Raw genomic sequence first — 16,274 nt, forward strand, 5'->3', positions numbered from 1 at the left:
GTCGGCCGGCGGGCGGGCAGGAGGGGGCCGGGGGACGCCGGACCCTGCCGGTCCGGGCACCGCGGTACCAGGTGCCCGGACCGACGACGGCCCTCCGGTCAGAGGCCGGAGGAGGTGAAGGAGTGCGTGCCGCAGCTGCAGGCCGGGTGGCGGGCGGAGAGCACGAGGGAGACCGCGTGCGCCCGGTCGCGGGCGCCGAGCTTGCGCAGGATCGCCTTGACGTGGGACTTGACGGTGTCCTCGCTGATGAACAGGTTCTTGCCGATCTGCCGGTTCGACTGCCCCTGGAGCAGCTCGTCGAGGACGTCGGACTCCCGCCGGGTCAGCGGCACCTCGGGCGTCACCTCGCGGGCGACCGGCTCGGCCCCGCCCTCGGTGCGCCGGATCTGCGGGTCCACCACCGTGCGACCGGCGCGGGCGGCGAGGACCGCCCAGCCGAGCAGGGTCGGGGAGGTGTTCATGAGCAGGTAGCCGCGGACGCCGGCGGCCAGCGCCTCGTTGACCACGGCCGGGTCCTCGGAGGTGGCCAGGGCCACGATCGCGATCTGCGGGAAGCGGCGGCGGAGGTCACGGCAGGCGTTGAGGGTGGCTGCCCGGCCGGAGCCGAGTTCCACCACCACGGCGTCGGGGCGGGCCGACTCGGCCAGGGTGAGCGCGCGGCGGGGCTCGCCCGGGGCACCCACGGCCTGCAGGCCCGGGGTCTCGTTGACCATGCCGATCAGCCCCCGCCGCAGGACCGGCGCATCCGCGAGGATGAGCACACGGGTCACCCCGCGGGGGGCACTGGGCATCGGTGCAGACATGGGTCCGACCTCTCCGTTCGACTTCCGGCTCTGTCAGCCATTCCATCGACCCGGAGAACGGGTTACTTGAACGCTTTATCCGACAATTCTCTAGAATTGTCCGGAAGGGGTGCGTGCGGATCGTCCCGCGCCATTCCGGGGACGTTCCCGATCAGCCGGGAAGGCTCTCCCGGCTCGGCCGGGTGTGCACCGGACGGCGGATGCGCCGCCATCCGGTGCGCGGTGGCCGGCGGGACGGCCCGGCGGCCCGGGCGCCGCGGCGACGCCGCCACGCCGTGACCGGCAGCGCGCCGGCGACCCCGAGCAGGTAGGGCACGGCCACGGCCGCGCCACCCTGCACCGGGACGCCGGCCGCCGACGCCTGCTGCGCCTGGATCTCCGGGCTGCCGATGGTGCCCATCCGGTCCAGCGGCCAGACGATCAGCGCCGCCTTGCCGATGACGTCGTCGACGGCCACCGTCCCGGCGTACTGGTCGCCCATGTGGGCCTTGGAGTCCGCCGACGCCGAGCGGTGGTCGCCCATCACCCACAGCCGGCCCTCGGGCACGGTGACCGCGGGGAAGCCCCGGGTCTCGATCGGGGTGTCCTGGTAGATGTACGGCTCGTCGAGCGGCTCCCCGTCGACGGTGACCCGCCCCTCGGGGTCGCAGCACTCCACGGTCTGGCCCGCGGTCGCGATGACCCGCTTGACGAAGTCGTCCTCGCTGGGCGGGGCGAGCCCGATCGTGCGGCCGAGGGTGAGCAGCGCGCCGGCGAACCAGTTGGTCGGCTCCGCGACGGTGATCTCCGGTGCCCAGGTGTCCGGCCCGCGGAAGACGACGACGTCGCCGGGCTCGGGCTCGCCGAACCAGTACGGCACCTTGTTGACCAGCACCCGGTCGCCGGTGCACCCGGTGCAGCCGTGCAGGGTCTGCTCCATCGACCCGGAGGGGATGAAGAACGCCTGCACGAGGAAGGTCTTCACCAGCAGCGCCAGGACGAAGGCGATGACCAGCAGGACCGGCAGCTCCTTGAGCAGCGACCCCTTCTTCGGGGGCTTCGTCCGGCCGGCGGACGACGAGTCGCTGGCGGGGTCCGGAGCGGGCTGCCCGGCCGGGCCGGCGGGGTCGTGGGTGCTCATCGCCGTCCAGCCTACGGTCAGGTGCGGCTCCGGCCGGGCGACCCGCCTGGCCAGCGGCCCGGGCGGCCCGGGCGGCATGGCCCCCGGGAACGAGAACGGGCCGGCTGCCCAGTGGCAGCCGGCCCGTTCGGGCGTCGCTGAGGTCAGCGAGCGACGACCTCGCGCTTCTCCTTGATCTTGGCGGCCTTGCCGCGCAGCTCGCGGAGGTAGTACAGCTTCGCCCGGCGGACGTCGCCGCGGGTGAGGACCTCGATCTTCTCCACCACCGGGGTGTGCACCGGGAAGGTGCGCTCCACGCCGACGCCGAAGCTGACCTTGCGCACGGTGAAGGTCTCGCGGATCCCGCCGCCCTGGCGGCGGATCACGACGCCCTGGAAGACCTGGATGCGCGAGCGGTTGCCCTCGATGACCCGCACGTGCACCTTCACGGTGTCCCCGGGGCGGAACACGGGGATGTCGTCGCGCAGCGACTCGGTGTCGAGGGCGTCCAGGGTGTTCATCGCAGCAGTCCTCAGTTCTGGCGGAAACTCGTCGGCGTACGGGCAGCGGTGTCCCGGCGTGTCCGTACCGGGAGGTCGCGCTCCACGGCCCGCGACGGAGTCGTCAGGCGCGGAGCCACCGTCGACGGGAGCCGACGGCGTGCAGCAGCTCTCTACTGTGCCACATCTTCAGCAGACGATGCGCGGCGGCCCCGTCCACCGGCCGCTCAGCAGCGCCGGGAGGGCCGTCGGGAGCTCGCGCGGGGCGAAGGACACACCGCCGGCGCCGATCTCCGCCGGGCTCCACCACCGGTGCGGCTCGTCGGCGGCCAGCTCGAGCGCCGTGCGACCCCGGCCGTCCACCTCGTGCACCACGTCCCGCAGCACGAAGAACGTCTCGCGGGAGTCGATCAGCCGGTCCCCCCACGCGGCCACGTGGCGGCGCAGCCAGACCGGGCCCTCGAGGGCGGCCGGGTCGGCGCGGAGCCCGACCTCCTCGGCCAGCTCGCGGACGGCGGCGGTGCGCAGGTCCTCGCCGTCCTCCACTCCCCCGCCGGGCGCGTACCAGAAGCGGACCGCGGCACCGCCGTCCGGCGCCGCCCCCCGGGAGCCGAGGAGCAGCAGCCGCCGGTCCGGGTCCAGCACCAGCACGCGGCTGGTCGCCCGCACCCGGGCCGCGGTCACGGCTGGGGGTCGGCGTCCAGCGCGGCCCGGTCGGCCGCGCCGAGCGCGCCCTCGGCGAGGCCGGCCAGCAGGTCGGGACGGCGGTCGGCGGTGCGCCGCAGCGACTGCTCCCGCCGCCACCGGGCGATCGCCGCGTGGTCGCCGGACAGCAGCACGGGCGGCACCTCGTGACCGCGCCAGGACGCCGGCCGGGTGTAGGAGGGCCCCTCGAGGAGCCCGTCGGCGTGCGAGTCGTACTCGACGGACTCCGCGTTGCCGACCACGCCGGGGATCAGCCGGGTGACGGCCTCGACCATCACCAGCGTCGCGGACTCCCCGCCGGCGAGCACGTAGTCACCGATCGAGACCTCGGACACCGGCCCGGAGGCGGCCGCCCACTCGGCCACGCGCTGGTCGATGCCCTCGTACCGGCCGCAGGCGAAGACCAGGCCTGGCTCGGTGGCCCACTGCGCGGCGGTCGACTGGGTGAAGGGCCGCCCGGCCGGGGTGGGCACGACCAGGCGGGTGCCGGGCGGGCGGACGGCCTCCAGCGCACGGGCCCACGGCTCGGGGCGCATGACCATGCCGGGGCCGCCGCCGTAGGGCGAGTCGTCGACGGTGCGGTGCACGTCGTCGGTCCACCGGCGCAGGTCGTGCACGCCGACGGTGACCAGCCCGCGGGCGGCCGCCTTGCCCAGCAGCGACTGGCCCAGCGGTGCGAGGTACTCCGGGAAGATCGTGACCACGTCGATCCGGAACGCCGTCACAGGTCCAGCAGCCCCTCCGGCGGGTCGACGACGACGCGCCCGCCGGGCACGTCGACGGTGGGCACCATCGCCGCGACGAACGGCACGAGCAGGTCACCGCCGTCGGGACGGCGCACGACGAGCAGGTCCGTGCCCTCGTGCCGCACCCCGGTGACCTCGCCGAGCGGCGAGCCGTCGGGCAGCTGCGCGGCCAGACCGACCAGCTGGTGGTCGTAGAAGTCCTCGGGGTCGTCGAGCTCGGGCAGGTCGGTGACCGGCACCAGGAGCTGCGTGTTGCGCAACGCGTCGGCGGACTCCCGGTCGGCGACCAGCTCGCCGTCCGGGCCGGTCAGCTGCAGCAGCAGCGTGCCGCTGTGCCAGCGCGCGGAGGCGACGGTGAGCGGCCCACGGGCAGTGGGGTCGGTGAGCAGCACCGCGCCGCTGGTGAAGCGGAGGTCGGGGTCGTCCGTGCGGACCTCGACGGTGACCTGACCACGGACACCGTGGGGCCGGCCGATGCGGCCGACCACCACGGTGTCGGGGTGGGGCTGGGCGCCGTCGGCGCCGGAGGTGCTCAGCGCCCGTCGGTGTCGACGACGTCGACCCGCAGGCCGCGGCCGCCGACACCGGTCATCACCTGGCGCAGGGCCTTCGCCGTGCGCCCGCCGCGACCGATGACCTTGCCGAGGTCGTCGGGGTGCACCCGGACCTCGAGGGTCTTGCCGCGCCGGCCGTTGACCAGGTCGACGACGACGTCGTCCGGGTTGTCGACGATGCCCTTGACCAGGTGCTCGAGCGCCTCTTCGAGCACGTCTTACTCGGCGGGGGTCTCGGCCGGGGCGCCCGCGGCAGCTCCGGAGCCGGCGGCCCCGGCGGCCTCGGCGACTGCATCGGCCGGGTCGGAGGCGGCGTCGGCCTTGGGGGCGGCCTTCTTGCGCGGGGTGGTCGCGTCGGCGGCCGGCTCGTTGCCGGCAGCGCGGGCGGCCTCCTCGTAGATGGCCTTCTTGTCGGCCTTGGGGGCCGCGACCTTCATCGGGGCCGGAGCCGGCTCGCCCTTGAACTTCTGCCAGTCACCGGTCACCCGGAGGATGGCGGCGACGGCCTCGGTCGGCTGGGCGCCGACGCCGAGCCAGTACTGCGCGCGCTCGCTGTCGACCTCGATGAAAGACGGGTCCTCCTTCGGGTGGTACTTGCCGATGGTCTCGATCGACCGGCCGTCCCGCTTGGTGCGGGCGTCGGCGACGACGATGCGGTAGTACGGCGCGCGCATCTTGCCCAGGCGCATGAGCTTGATCTTGGTGGCCACGGTGTGTGGTGTGCTCCTCGAACGCGGTGTGGTTGCTCGCCGGACGGACGCGTGGGGGTACGCCGGGGCGTAGCGATGGACACGGGCGGGGATGGTGAGAGGGCCGCCCACCGCCGTGTTCGACCGTCCATTGTGCCAGAAGAAGGACCCCGTCCTCCTCCCGCCCTCGCAAGCTCGGGCGCGAGCCTCTGGACGGGGCCGAAGAGCTAGGCCCGGACGGCGGCGAGGACGGCTGCGGCCGCGTCGGCGACCGGGACCTCGGACCGCTCCCCCGTCGCCCGGTCGCGCACCTCGACGACGCCGTCGGCCAGCCCGCGGCCCACGGTGACGATCGTCGGCATGCCCAGCAGCTCGGCGTCCTTGAACTTCACTCCGGGCGACACCTTCGGCCGGTCGTCGAGCAGGACGGTCAGCCCCGCGGCGACCAGCTCGCCGGCCAGGGTCTCGGCGTGCTCGAAGACGGCGGCGTCCTTGCCGGTGGCGACCAGGTGGACGTCGGCCGGCGCCACCTCGCGCGGCCAGACCAGGCCCAGCTCGTCGTGGGTGGACTCGGCGATGGCGGCGACCGCGCGGGAGACCCCGATGCCGTACGAGCCCATGGTGACGGTGACGAGCTTGCCGTTCTCGTCGAGCACCTTGAGGTCGAGGGCCTCGGCGTACTTGCGCCCCAGCTGGAAGATGTGGCCCAGCTCCACGCCGCGGGCCAGCTCGAGCGGGCCGGAGCCGTCCGGCGCGGGGTCGCCCGGGAGCACCTCGGCGGCCTCGATGACGCCGTCCCAGGTGAAGTCCCGGCCGGCGACCAGGTCGAAGACGTGCCGGCCCGGCTCGTCGGCCCCGGTGATCCACCGGGTGCCGGGCACGACCCGCGGGTCGACCAGGTAGCGGAGGCCGGTCTTGCTCTCGCTGCCCAGCACCTGCGGGCCGATGTAGCCCTTCACCAGGTCCGGGTGGGCGGCGAAGTCGGTGAACGGCTCGACCTCGGCCGGGGACACCTGCGCCTCCAGCCGCTTGGCGTCGACCTCGCGGTCGCCGGGCAGCCCGACGACCAGCGGCTCCCGGGTGCCGTCAGGGTGGACCAGGGTGACCACGACGTTCTTCAGCGTGTCCGCCGCGGTGTACCCGGCGTCGGGGAACATCTGCCGGGCGACGGCGACCAGCGTCTCGATGGTCGGGGTGTCCGGGGTGTCCTCGACGTGCGCCTCGGGCAGGCCGTCGAACGGGATCGCCTCCGGGACGACGGTGGTGACCGCCTCCACGTTGGCCGCGTACCCGCCGGGCGAGCGGACGAAGGTGTCCTCGCCGATCGACGTGGGGTGCAGGAACTCCTCGCTCTTCGAGCCGCCCATCGCCCCGGACATCGCGGAGACGATCACGTAGTCCAGGCCGAGCCGGTCGAAGACCCTGATGTAGGCCTCGCGGTGCGCCGCGTAGGAGCGGTCCAGCCCGGCGTCGTCGACGTCGAAGGAGTAGCTGTCCTTCATGGTGAACTCGCGGCCGCGGAACAGCCCGGCCCGGGGCCGTGCCTCGTCCCGGTACTTGGTCTGGATCTGGTACAGCGTGGCCGGCAGGTCCTTGTAGGAGCCGTAGAGGTCCTTCACCAGGAGGGTGAACATCTCCTCGTGGGTGGGGCCCAGCAGGTAGTCACCGCCCCGGCGGTCCTGGAGCCGGAAGAGGTTGTCGCCGTACTCGGTCCAGCGGTTGGTGGCCTCGTAGGGCTCGCGCGGCAGCAGCGCCGGGAAGTGCACCTCCTGCCCGCCCATCGCGTCCATCTCCTCGCGGACCACCCGCTCGACGTTGCGGAACACCCGGTAGCCCAGCGGCAGCCAGGTGAACCCGCCCGGCGCGGCCCGCCGGATGTAGCCGCCGCGCACGAGCAGGCGGTGGCTGGGGACCTCCGCATCGGCCGGGTCGTCGCGGAGGGTGCGCAGGAACAGGGTGGACATGCGAAGGAGCACGGGACGAGTCTCCCAGGCGGCAACGGGACGCCGTCGACTGGTTTCCCTCAGCCGCCCCGGCACACCGTGATCCCGGGCGGGTCAGCCGACGACGCGACCGCGCAGGACGAGTCGTTGCGGCCGCTGCAACGAGTCGAGGTCCGTGCGCGGGTCGGTCTCGTACACGACGACGTCCGCAGCGGCGCCCTCCTCGATGCACGGCAGCCCCAGCCACTCGCGGGCCCGCCAGGACGCCGCGGCCACCGCCGCCTCCGCGGGCAGCCCGGCGGCGTGCAGCGCGCGCACCTCGTCGGCGATCACCCCGTGGTCGATCCCGCCGCCGGCGTCGGTGCCGGCGAAGACCGGCACGCCGGCCTCGAACGCGGCCCGGACGACCGCGCCGCTCGATGCGTACAGCCGCCGCATCGTGGAGGCGTAGGCCGGGAACCGCTGCTCCCCCGCCGCGGCGAACCCGGGGAAGTTCTGCACGTTCACCAGCGTCGGGACGACGGCGGTGCCCCGGGCGGCCATCTCCCCCACGAGGTCCTCGGTGAGCCCGGTGCCGTGCTCGATGCAGTCGATGCCCGCGCGGATCAGGCCGGGCAGCGCGTCGGTGCCGAAGGTGTGCGCGGTGACCCGGGCACCCTCCTCGTGCGCGGCCGTGATCGCCGCGGCCACCGCGTCGTCCGGCCACTCGGGCGCGAGGTCGCCGACGCCGCGGTCGATCCAGTCGCCGACCAGCTTCACCCAGCCGTCGCCGCGGCGGGCCTGCACGCGCACCTGGTCGGCCAGCTCCGCCGGCTCCAGCTCGATCGCGAGGTCGGGGATGTAGCGCCGGGGAGCGGCCAGGTGCCGGCCGGCGCGGATGATGCGCGGCAGGTCCTCGTGCTCGTCGAGCACCCGGGTGTCGACCGGGGACCCGCAGTCGCGCAGCGCCAGCACCCCGGCGTCCCGCTCCGCCAGCGCCTGGCCCCGCAGCCCCTCGACATCGGCGACGTGCACGCCACCGCGGCCGATCCCGACGTGGCAGTGCGCGTCGACCAGCCCGGGCAGCAGGAAGCCGCCCCGGCTGACCGTCTCGGCGCCGGGCACCGGCTCGAAGGTGATCCGCCCGTCGCGCACCCACACGTCGCGGTGCACGCCCTCGGGCAGGACGACGCCGGAGAGGTGCAGCGCGGGACCGGTCACTGCTCGGGCCGGTCGTCCTTGAACTTGCTGAAGTCGAGCTTGCTGAGGTCGGGCATCCCCTGGCCGGGCGGCAGGCCGGGCAGCCCGCCGGGCAGCTGGCCGCCGGGGAACTGCCCCGGCAGCCCACCGGGGAAGCCGCCGGCGCCGGGCGGGCCGATCGGCCGCCGCGCCGGGCCGCCCTTGCCCTTCCCCTTGCCCTTCTTGCCCTTGCCGCGCGCCTGGACCTGGTTCTGCCGGCCCCGCTGCTTCTTCGACATCGGGCCCATGCCGGGCAGACCCATGCTCCCGGCCATCTGGCCCATCATCTTCTGCGCCTGGACGAAGCGCTCCAGCAGCTGGTTGACGTCGGTGACGCTGACGCCGGAGCCGTTGGCGATGCGCACCCGCCGCGACGCATTGATGATCTTGGAGTTGACCCGCTCCTCGGGCGTCATCGAGCGGATGATCGCCGCGGTGCGGTCCAGGTCGCGGTCGTCGACCTGCGCGAGCTGCTCCTTCATCTGCCCGGCCCCGGGCAGCATGCCGAGCAGGTTGGCGATCGGCCCCATCTTGCGGATGGCGAGCATCTGCTCGAGGAAGTCCTCGAGGGTGAAGCCCTCGCGGGAGGCGAGCTTGCCGGCCATCTTCTCGGCCTGGTCGGCGTCGAAGGCCTGCTCCGCCTGCTCGATCAGGGTCAGCACGTCGCCCATGCCGAGGATGCGCGAGGCCATCCGCTCGGGGTGGAAGACGTCGAAGTCGGCCAGCTTCTCGCCGGTGGAGGCGAACATGATCGGCTGGCCGGTGATGTGCCGGACCGACAGGGCGGCGCCACCGCGGGCGTCGCCGTCGAGCTTGGTGAGGACGACCCCGCTGAAGCCGACCCCCTCCTGGAAGGCGGTCGCCGTGGTCACGGCGTCCTGGCCGATCATCGCGTCGACGACGAACAGCGTCTCGTCGGGGTGGACGACGTCCCGGATCGCGGCGGCCTGCGCCATCATGTCCGCGTCGATGCCCAGCCGGCCGGCGGTGTCGACGACGACGACGTCGTGCATCGTCCGCCGGGCGTGGTCGATGGACGCCGCGGCGACGGCCACCGGGTCGCCCACCCCGCTGCCCGGCTCGGGGGCGAAGACGTCGACGCCCGCCTGGCCGGCGACCACCGACAGCTGCTGGACGGCGTTGGGGCGCTGGAGGTCGGCCGCCACGAGCAGCGGGGTGTGCCCCTGCGCCTTCAGCCACCGGCCGAGCTTCCCGGCGAGGGTGGTCTTCCCGGCGCCCTGCAGACCGGCGAGCATGATCACCGTCGGCGACTGCTTGGCGTAGCGGATCCGCCGGGTCTCACCACCGAGGACGGCGATGAGCTCCTCGTTGACGATCTTGATGATCTGCTGGGCCGGGTTCAGCGCCTGGGAGACCTCGGCCCCGCGGGCCCGCTCCTTGACCGAGGCGATGAAGGAGCGGACCACCGGCAGGGCCACGTCGGCCTCGAGCAGCGCGATCCGGATCTCGCGCGCGGTGGCGTCGATGTCCTCGTCGGAGAGCCGGCCCTTGCCGCGCAGACCGGTGAAGACCTTGTCCAGGCGGTCGGAGAGGGTCTCGAACACAACACGTCCTCAGGCAGTCGGGCGTGCAGCCGCCGTCCGGCCGCAGCCGGGACGGACCGGCTCGGGCTCCCGGGGCCACCCCGGGGCCGTCACGCCACCTGGTCCCAGCGTAGTGGCCCCCCGGCACGGGCCCGCCGCGAACTCGGGAGCGGGGGCAGCGGAGCCCTCCTCAGGCGGCGCGGTGCCAGGCGCGCACCTCGACCGGGTGCGCGTCCCCGCCGGTGTAGGCAGCGCCGCAAGCGGTGCAGACCCACTCGGGGCACTCGCCGCCGTCGTCGGTGTGGCCGTCTCCGCAGGGCGGCTGCTCGAAGTCGGTGTCCTGGGCACAGGTGGGGCAGGGCCAGGTGCGGAGCTCCATGGGGCTCCCCCTTCCGTCGTCCGTCGATCTCGGCACCGGCTCGTCGTCCGGCACCCGGAACGTCTCACGGGGGTCCGACAGAACCGGGCACCTCCGACTCCGGCGTGTCGTGCTTGACCGCGACCGATCTGGATGGCAGAGCCACAGTGCAGGCCCACCCGTCCCTGTCGTACCCACGGGGCACGATGACCGGCCGTGGGAGTTCAACCACCACGGACCGCAGTACGCCGGGATCCGCGACGGGTCCGGGGGGTCCGCTCCCGAGGTGGGGGGTCTGGCCCTCGGGACGGAGGTCCGCACCGGCGGTCCGCTCGTGCTGCTGTACTCCGCCGACCTGTACCGGACCCTCGCCGCGGTCACCTCCGCCGGTGGCCGGGTGGTCAACGGCCCCTACGGGTTCCCGGGCGGCCGTCGGTTCCACCTCCAGGACCCGAGCGGCAACGAGCTCGGCGTCTGGGCGGACGCCTGAGCTGCAACTGCTCAGGCGTCCGCGGCGCCCAGCACCGCCGGGTCGGGGGCCACCCCCCGGGCGGCGGCGGTCAACGCCACCTCCAGCCGCCGTCGACGCTCCGGGCTCATCGCCGTCCCCGCCGGGTCGCACACGTAGAAGGAGTCCAGCGCGTCGGCTCCGAGGGTCTCGATCCGCGCCGAGGTGACGTCGAGGCCCTCGTCGGCCAGCGCGGTGGTGAGCTGGTAGAGCAGGCCGGCCCGGTCGCCGGCGCGCACCTCGACGATGGTGCTGGCCGCTCCCGCCACCTCCGCGTCGTGCCAGGACACCCGCGGCGCGGCCGACCGGGCGCCGTCCTCGCGGTAGTCGACCTCCCGCTGCCGCAGCCGCTCCGCCAGCGGCAACGTGCCCTCCAGCGCGGCCCGCAGCCCGTCGGCCAGGATCTCGGGCACCGGCACGCGGCCGAACCGCGGACGGACGGCGAAGATCGACGTGGCCCGCCCGTCCGCCACCGAGATGCTCGCCGCCCGGACGTCGAGCTGGTTGAGCGCCAGGACGCCGGCGCAGCGGCTGAACAGGCCGGGTCGGTCGGGGGCACCGAAGGTGACCTGCTGTCCGTCGGCGACGGTCTGCAGCCCGACGGTGACCGCGCCGCCGGGCTCCGGCACCCCCGGCGCCGCAGTGGTGACCTGCGGCTCGGTCGGCTCCAGCACCGGCCCGGGTGCCGGCGCGGCCACCAGGTGCGCGTGCACCCGGGCCACCAGCGCCGCGACCAGGTGCGCCTTCCACGGTGACCACGCCGAGGCGCTGGTCGCCGCGCCGTCGGCCTGGGCCAGGGCGTGCAGCAGCTGCAGCACCCCCGGGTCGCCTCCGATGGTGTCGGCGACGCGTTCGACGGTCGCCGGGTCGTCGATGTCACGGCGGGTGGCCGTCGCCGGCAGGAGGAGGTGGTGCCGCACCAGCGAGCCCACCACCGCCACGTCCGGTGGCGAGAACCCCATCCGGGCGGCCACCTCCGTGGCGATCACCTCCCCGACGACGCTGTGGTCACCGGGTCGGCCCTTGCCGATGTCGTGCAGCAGCGCGCCGACCAGCAGCAGGTCCGGGCGGTCGACGTCCCGGGTGAGCTCCGCGGCCGCGGCCGCGGCCTCCACCAGGTGCCGGTCGACGGTGAACCGGTGCCACGGGTGCCGCTGCGGCAGCGACCGGACGCGGTCCCACTCCGGCAGCATCCGCGCCAGCAGGCCCTCCTGGTCCAGCTGCTCGAGCACCGGGACCGCGCTGCGGCCGCTGGCCAGCAGCCGCAGGAAGGACCAGCGGACCTCCGGCGGCCAGGGCTCCGGCAGCGGCGGCGCGTGCACGGCGAGCACCTTGAGCGTGTACGGGGAGAGCAGCAGGTCGGCCCGGGCGGCGGCGGCCGCGCCCCGGAGCACGAGCCCGGGGTCGGCGGCCGGGCGGGCGTCACGGGCGAGCACCACCTCCTCCCCCTGGCGGACCAGCCCCTCGGCGAGCGGCTCCCGGCGCACCCGCCGGTAGCGACCCCGCGGCCGGCGCACCAGGGCGGCGTCGACCCGTCGCCACGTCTGGTCGGCCATGAACGCCAGCCGTCGGCCGGCCAGGCTCACCCGGCGCAGCAGCGCGTCGTCGTCGGACAGCCCGAGCGCCTCGGCGACGCCCCGCTGCTCCTGCCGGACCAGGACGACGGAGGCCCGCCCCGTCGCGCGCTGCAGTGCGTCGCGCGCGTCGAGCAGGAAGGTGTAGGCCTCGCCGGCGTCGGCCGGCGGCTCGTCGGCGAGCTGCGCCGCGGCCAGCGCGCGCAGCACCTGCCCCTCGCGCAGCCCGCCGTACGCCTCCTTGAGGTCCGGCTCCAGCAGGAAGCCCAGCTCCCCCACCTGCCGGCCCCGGGCCCGACGCAGGTCGCGCAGCTGCGGCAGCAGGCGCGAGGCGTGCTGACGCCAGGCGCCCAGCGTCGCCGCCCGGAGCGCCGCGGTGACCTCCGGGTCACCGGCGACGTGCCGGGCGTCGAGCAGGCCGAACCCGGCCTTGACGTCGTCCCCGGCGACCGCGACCGCCTCGGCGATGGTGCGCACCGAGTGGTCCAGCCGCAGCCCGGTGTCCCAGATCGGGTACCAGAGCGCGTCGGCCAGGGCCGCGATCTCCGGGCGCCCGTCGTGGACCAGGACGAGGTCCAGGTCGCCGTGCGGCGGTGGTTCCCGACGTCCCAGGCTGCCCACCGCGACCAGGGCGACCCCGAGCTCCACCGGGCCGGCGGGCGCCGCGCCGCGCCGGCGGGCGGCGCGGGGCGTGCCGGAGAGCGCGTCGGCGAGCAGACCGGACAGCCAGCCGTCGATCGCCTCCACGCGCTCGGCGCGGCTGAGGCGGGGCAGGGCGGGGAGGTCGAGCACAGGCACCTCTCGGTCGTCCGGGTCCAGGTCGGGAGCGGGGGGAACGGCGCCGGCCGGGATGGCGGTCCCCCGCCACCCCGGCCGCCGTCCGGACTCGGTGTCGGCCCCGTCCCGAGACTCACCCGAGCTTGCGAGGGATGAGGAGGACGGGGTCCTCACTCAGAGCGCGTCGTCCCCACGCTCACCGGTGCGGACCCGGACGACCTCGTCGATCGTCGTCACCCACACCTTGCCGTCGCCGATCTGACCGGTGGAGGCCGCCTCGACGACCGCGTCGACGACCCGCGCCGCGTCCAGCTCGCTCACGACCACCTCGATGCGCACCTTCGGGACGAAGTCCACCTGGTACTCGGCGCCGCGGTAGACCTCGGTGTGCCCACGCTGACGGCCGAAGCCCTGGACCTCGCTGACCGTCAGGCCGGCGATGCCGATCAGCTCGAGGGCGTTCTTGACGTCGTCCAGCTTGAACGGCTTGACGATCGCGGTGACCAGCTTCATGCCCGGGTCCCTTCCGTGTTGCGGGCCAGTGCCTGAGCCGGGGCGTGCGCCTGGCCGGCCAGTGTCGGGGTGCTCCCGCCGCCTCCCAGCGAGGCGAGGTCGTACCCGGTCTCAGCGTGCACGACGCTGTCGATCCCGGTCGCCTCGTCCTCGGCCGAGAGCCGGAAGCCGATGGTCTTCTGGATGGCCAGGCCCAGCAGGTAGGAGATGACGAAGGAGTACACGAGGACGGCGAGCGCACCGGCGGCCTGACGCCACAGCTGGTCCAGCCCGCCGCCGTAGAACAGACCGCTGACCCCCGCCGTCGCGGCGTCGGAGGCGAACAGACCCACTGCCAGGGTGCCCCACAGACCGCCGACGAGGTGCACACCGACGACATCGAGCGAGTCGTCGTAGCCCAGCTTGTACTTCAGGCCCACCGCCAGGGCGCACAGGACGCCGGCGATGGCACCGACGAAGATCGCCCCCACCGGGGTCACCGAGGAGCAGGCGGGGGTGATCGCCACGAGGCCGGCGACCACACCCGAGGCGGCGCCGAGCGAGGTGGCGTGCCCGTCGCGGATCTTCTCGGTCAGCAGCCAGCCCAGCGTCGCGGCGGCGGTGGCGACCAGCGTGGTGACGAAGACCTCGGCGGCCTGGCCGTTGGCCGACAGGGCCGAGCCGGCGTTGAAGCCGAACCAGCCGAACCACAGCAGGCCGGCACCGGCCATGACCAGCGGCAGGTTGTGCGGTCGGATCGGGTCCCGGCCGAAGCCGCGGCGCTTGCCGAGGACCAGGGCGAGGGCGAGGCCCGCGGCGCCGGCGTTGATGTGCACCGCGGTGCCGCCGGCGAAGTCGATGGCCAGCAGGTCGTTGGCGATCCAGCCGCCGACCTCGGACTCAGCCCCGTCGAAGGAGAAGACCCAGTGGGCGACCGGGAAGTAGACGACGGTGGCCCAGATGCCGGCGAAGACCATCCACGGGCCGAACTTGGCCCGGTCGGCGATCGCACCGGAGATCAGCGCGACGGTGATGATCGCGAAGACCGCCTGGAAGCCGACGAAGGCCAGCGAGGGGATGGTGAAGACGAGGCTCTCGGGGGCGAAGGCCCCGTCGACGCCGGCCGTGCCGATCAGGCCGGACAGGCCGAAGAACTCGAACGGGTTCCCGAGCAGGCCGCCGCCGACGTCGTCGCCGAAGGCCATCGAGTAGCCGTAGAGGACCCACAGCACGCTGATGAGCGCCAGTGCGCCGAAGCTCATCATCATCATGTTCAGGACGCTCTTCGCGCGGACCATGCCGCCGTAGAAGAGCGCCAGACCGGGGGTCATCAGCAGCACCAGGGCGGCGCTGGTCAGGACCCAGGCGGTGTCGCCGGTGTCCACGGCAACCTCCTGAGGGATCGGTGGCGAGGGGCCACGCTGGGCGTCCGCCACCACGTGGCGTGGCGGGCCGGACGACGTCCCGGGTGGCCCGAGGACGTGGGGAACACCGTGCCGACGCCGTGTTTCCGGACACGTCGTGGACCTGTTTCCGGGCGGTGAACTCCGGAGGGCGTGTCCCGTCGCGTGTTCCGATCGTGTTGCGGGTCGGCTGCGGTGACCCTGGGCACGGCCGGATGGGGCCCTGTTGCAAGCTGGGTGCAACTGCGAAAGACATGCAATAAGATCGCGGCGGCGGTTCCGCTCGATCGGCTGCGCCGTCCACGACCCGACGTCCGGAGGCCCGCGTGCACGTCCCCGATGGCTACCTCGACGCGGCGACCACCGCCGGCACGGCCGCCGTGGCCGCTGCCGGGGTCGCGATCGCCCTGCGGGGCGCGCGCCGCGAGCTCGACGAGCGCACCGCCCCGATGGCCGGCCTCACCGCCGCCTTCGTGTTCGCGGTGCAGATGATGAACTTCCCGGTCGTCTACGGCACCAGCGGCCACCTGATCGGCGGCGCGCTGACCGCGGTGCTGGTCGGCCCGTGGACTGCGGTGCTCTGCATGACCGTCGTCCTGCTCGTGCAGGCACTGGTCTTCGCCGACGGCGGGCTCACCGCGCTGGGCACCAACGTCACCCTCATGGCCCTGGTCGCCGTCGCCGCCGGGTACGGCATCTTCGTCGGGCTGCGCCGGGTGCTGCCCGCCGGCCGCACCGGCGTGCTCACCGCGGCCGGGGTCGGCGCCTTCCTCTCCGTCCCGGCCGCCGCGCTGGCCTTCGTGCTGCTCTTCGGCGCCGGCGGGGTCGCCGACGTCCCGCTCGGCTCGGTTGCCGCCGCGATGGGCGCGGTCCACCTGCTGATCGGCCTCGGCGAGGCAGCCATCACCGTCGCCGTCCTGGGTGCCGTCCTCGCGGTCCGGCCCGACCTGGTCCGCGGCGCACGCGGCCTGCAGGTCGCCCCCGAGCTCGCGCCCCGCCCGTCGGCCGCCCAGCCGCTGGACGTCCGGTGAGCGCCCCGCGCCGCCGGACCCGGGCCTTCCTGCTGGCCGGGATCCTGGTCGCCCTGCTGATCGCCGGGGTCGGCAGCTACTACGCCAGCTCCTCGCCCGACGGGCTGGAGGCCACCGCCGCCGAGCAGGGCTTCGACTCCACCGCGCGGGACAGCGCGACCGCCGGCTCGCCGCTGGCCGACTACGCCACCGCCGGGATCGACTCCGCCCGGCTCTCCGGCGGGCTGGCCGGGGTCGTCGGCGTGCTGCTGGTGCTCGCGCTGGCCGGCGGGCTGGTGATGGTGGTCCGCCGTCGCGACGACCGGGCTGCCGTCCCGACGCGCGACTGAG

General features: G+C 74.5%; 18 protein-coding genes. 3 read left to right on the top strand and 15 right to left on the bottom strand.

Annotated elements, in window-relative coordinates:
* Positions 1-98 precede the first annotated feature (98 nt).
* From HL189_RS14490 to HL189_RS14545, 12 genes are all read right to left on the bottom strand, one after another.
* Complete coding sequence (locus tag HL189_RS14490) at positions 99-803, bottom strand: LuxR C-terminal-related transcriptional regulator (RefSeq protein ID WP_369134412.1); 705 nt, start codon at positions 801-803, stop codon at positions 99-101.
* 151 nt (positions 804-954) lie between these two features.
* Positions 955-1,923 (bottom strand): signal peptidase I, encoded by a 969-nt coding sequence (gene lepB / locus HL189_RS14495; protein WP_369134413.1) that lies wholly within the window; start codon positions 1,921-1,923, stop codon positions 955-957.
* Positions 1,924-2,066: 143 nt separating this feature from the next.
* Positions 2,067-2,423 carry a 50S ribosomal protein L19 gene (gene rplS / locus HL189_RS14500; RefSeq protein WP_369134414.1) on the bottom strand — a complete coding sequence of 119 codons (357 nt, stop codon included), beginning with the start codon at positions 2,421-2,423 and terminating at the stop codon, positions 2,067-2,069.
* 168 nt (positions 2,424-2,591) lie between these two features.
* Positions 2,592-3,086 carry an NUDIX hydrolase gene (locus HL189_RS14505; protein ID WP_369134415.1) on the bottom strand — a complete coding sequence of 165 codons (495 nt, stop codon included), beginning with the start codon at positions 3,084-3,086 and terminating at the stop codon, positions 2,592-2,594.
* Positions 3,083-3,832 carry a tRNA (guanosine(37)-N1)-methyltransferase TrmD gene (gene trmD, locus HL189_RS14510; protein WP_369134416.1) on the bottom strand — a complete coding sequence of 250 codons (750 nt, stop codon included), beginning with the start codon at positions 3,830-3,832 and terminating at the stop codon, positions 3,083-3,085. Before trmD ends, HL189_RS14505 begins: the two co-directional genes overlap by 4 nt.
* A complete protein-coding gene (gene rimM, locus HL189_RS14515; RefSeq protein ID WP_369134417.1) occupies positions 3,829-4,344 on the bottom strand; it encodes a ribosome maturation factor RimM in 516 nt (171 codons plus the stop codon). The genes trmD and rimM overlap by 4 nt, the downstream gene beginning before the upstream one ends.
* Before the next feature lie 41 nt (positions 4,345-4,385).
* A complete protein-coding gene (locus HL189_RS14520; protein ID WP_014742367.1) occupies positions 4,386-4,622 on the bottom strand; it encodes an RNA-binding protein in 237 nt (78 codons plus the stop codon).
* A 3-nt stretch (positions 4,623-4,625) separates the two neighbouring features.
* A complete protein-coding gene (gene rpsP / locus HL189_RS14525) occupies positions 4,626-5,117 on the bottom strand; it encodes a 30S ribosomal protein S16 (protein WP_369134418.1) in 492 nt (163 codons plus the stop codon).
* 206 nt (positions 5,118-5,323) lie between these two features.
* On the bottom strand, positions 5,324-7,060 hold the full coding sequence (locus HL189_RS14530; protein WP_369134419.1) for a proline--tRNA ligase: 1,737 nt from the start codon (positions 7,058-7,060) through the stop codon (positions 5,324-5,326).
* Positions 7,061-7,153: 93 nt separating this feature from the next.
* Positions 7,154-8,239, bottom strand: a complete 1,086-nt coding sequence (locus HL189_RS14535) for an amidohydrolase family protein (protein ID WP_369134420.1) — start codon at positions 8,237-8,239, stop codon at positions 7,154-7,156.
* The gene (ffh, locus tag HL189_RS14540; RefSeq protein ID WP_369134421.1) at positions 8,236-9,822 is read right to left on the bottom strand and encodes a signal recognition particle protein; all 1,587 of its coding nucleotides are present in this window, start codon (positions 9,820-9,822) and stop codon (positions 8,236-8,238) included. The genes HL189_RS14535 and ffh overlap by 4 nt, the downstream gene beginning before the upstream one ends.
* A gap of 169 nt (positions 9,823-9,991) precedes the next feature.
* Positions 9,992-10,180: a hypothetical protein gene (locus tag HL189_RS14545; protein WP_369134422.1), complete on the bottom strand. Its 189-nt coding sequence runs from the start codon at positions 10,178-10,180 to the stop codon at positions 9,992-9,994.
* A 265-nt stretch (positions 10,181-10,445) separates the two neighbouring features.
* On the opposite strand from HL189_RS14545, the gene HL189_RS14550 reads away from it, so the two are divergent.
* A complete protein-coding gene (locus HL189_RS14550) occupies positions 10,446-10,649 on the top strand; it encodes a VOC family protein (protein WP_369134423.1) in 204 nt (67 codons plus the stop codon).
* An 11-nt stretch (positions 10,650-10,660) separates the two neighbouring features.
* Here the strand turns inward: HL189_RS14550 and HL189_RS14555 are convergent, their stop codons facing one another.
* The 3 genes from HL189_RS14555 to HL189_RS14565 form a co-directional block, all read right to left on the bottom strand.
* Positions 10,661-13,039 carry a [protein-PII] uridylyltransferase gene (locus tag HL189_RS14555; RefSeq protein ID WP_369134424.1) on the bottom strand — a complete coding sequence of 793 codons (2,379 nt, stop codon included), beginning with the start codon at positions 13,037-13,039 and terminating at the stop codon, positions 10,661-10,663.
* Positions 13,040-13,192: 153 nt separating this feature from the next.
* Positions 13,193-13,531: a P-II family nitrogen regulator gene (locus tag HL189_RS14560; protein WP_135146504.1), complete on the bottom strand. Its 339-nt coding sequence runs from the start codon at positions 13,529-13,531 to the stop codon at positions 13,193-13,195.
* Complete coding sequence (locus HL189_RS14565; protein WP_369134425.1) at positions 13,528-14,895, bottom strand: ammonium transporter; 1,368 nt, start codon at positions 14,893-14,895, stop codon at positions 13,528-13,530. The genes HL189_RS14560 and HL189_RS14565 overlap by 4 nt, the downstream gene beginning before the upstream one ends.
* A 344-nt stretch (positions 14,896-15,239) precedes the next feature.
* Between HL189_RS14565 and HL189_RS14570 the strand changes: the two genes are divergently transcribed.
* Together HL189_RS14570 and HL189_RS14575 are read left to right on the top strand one after the other, a co-directional pair.
* Entirely contained in the window at positions 15,240-15,944 is a 705-nt protein-coding gene (locus HL189_RS14570; protein ID WP_369134426.1) for an energy-coupling factor ABC transporter permease, read from the top strand.
* Positions 15,941-16,273, top strand: a complete 333-nt coding sequence (locus tag HL189_RS14575; RefSeq protein WP_369134427.1) for a PDGLE domain-containing protein — start codon at positions 15,941-15,943, stop codon at positions 16,271-16,273. The genes HL189_RS14570 and HL189_RS14575 overlap by 4 nt, the downstream gene beginning before the upstream one ends.
* Position 16,274 lies beyond the last annotated feature (1 nt).

Origin of the sequence: Modestobacter sp. I12A-02662, from assembly GCF_041028325.1 — a bacterium.
GTDB lineage: Bacteria > Actinomycetota > Actinomycetes > Mycobacteriales > Geodermatophilaceae > Modestobacter.

Coding starts and splice junctions, on each gene's coding strand:
- HL189_RS14490 (WP_369134412.1), bottom strand. CDS start 803: ATGTCTGCACCGATGCCCAGTGCCCCCCGCGGGGTGACCCGTGTGCTC.
- lepB (WP_369134413.1), bottom strand. CDS start 1,923: ATGAGCACCCACGACCCCGCCGGCCCGGCCGGGCAGCCCGCTCCGGAC.
- rplS (WP_369134414.1), bottom strand. CDS start 2,423: ATGAACACCCTGGACGCCCTCGACACCGAGTCGCTGCGCGACGACATC.
- HL189_RS14530 (WP_369134419.1), bottom strand. CDS start 7,060: ATGTCCACCCTGTTCCTGCGCACCCTCCGCGACGACCCGGCCGATGCG.
- HL189_RS14545 (WP_369134422.1), bottom strand. CDS start 10,180: ATGGAGCTCCGCACCTGGCCCTGCCCCACCTGTGCCCAGGACACCGAC.
- HL189_RS14560 (WP_135146504.1), bottom strand. CDS start 13,531: ATGAAGCTGGTCACCGCGATCGTCAAGCCGTTCAAGCTGGACGACGTC.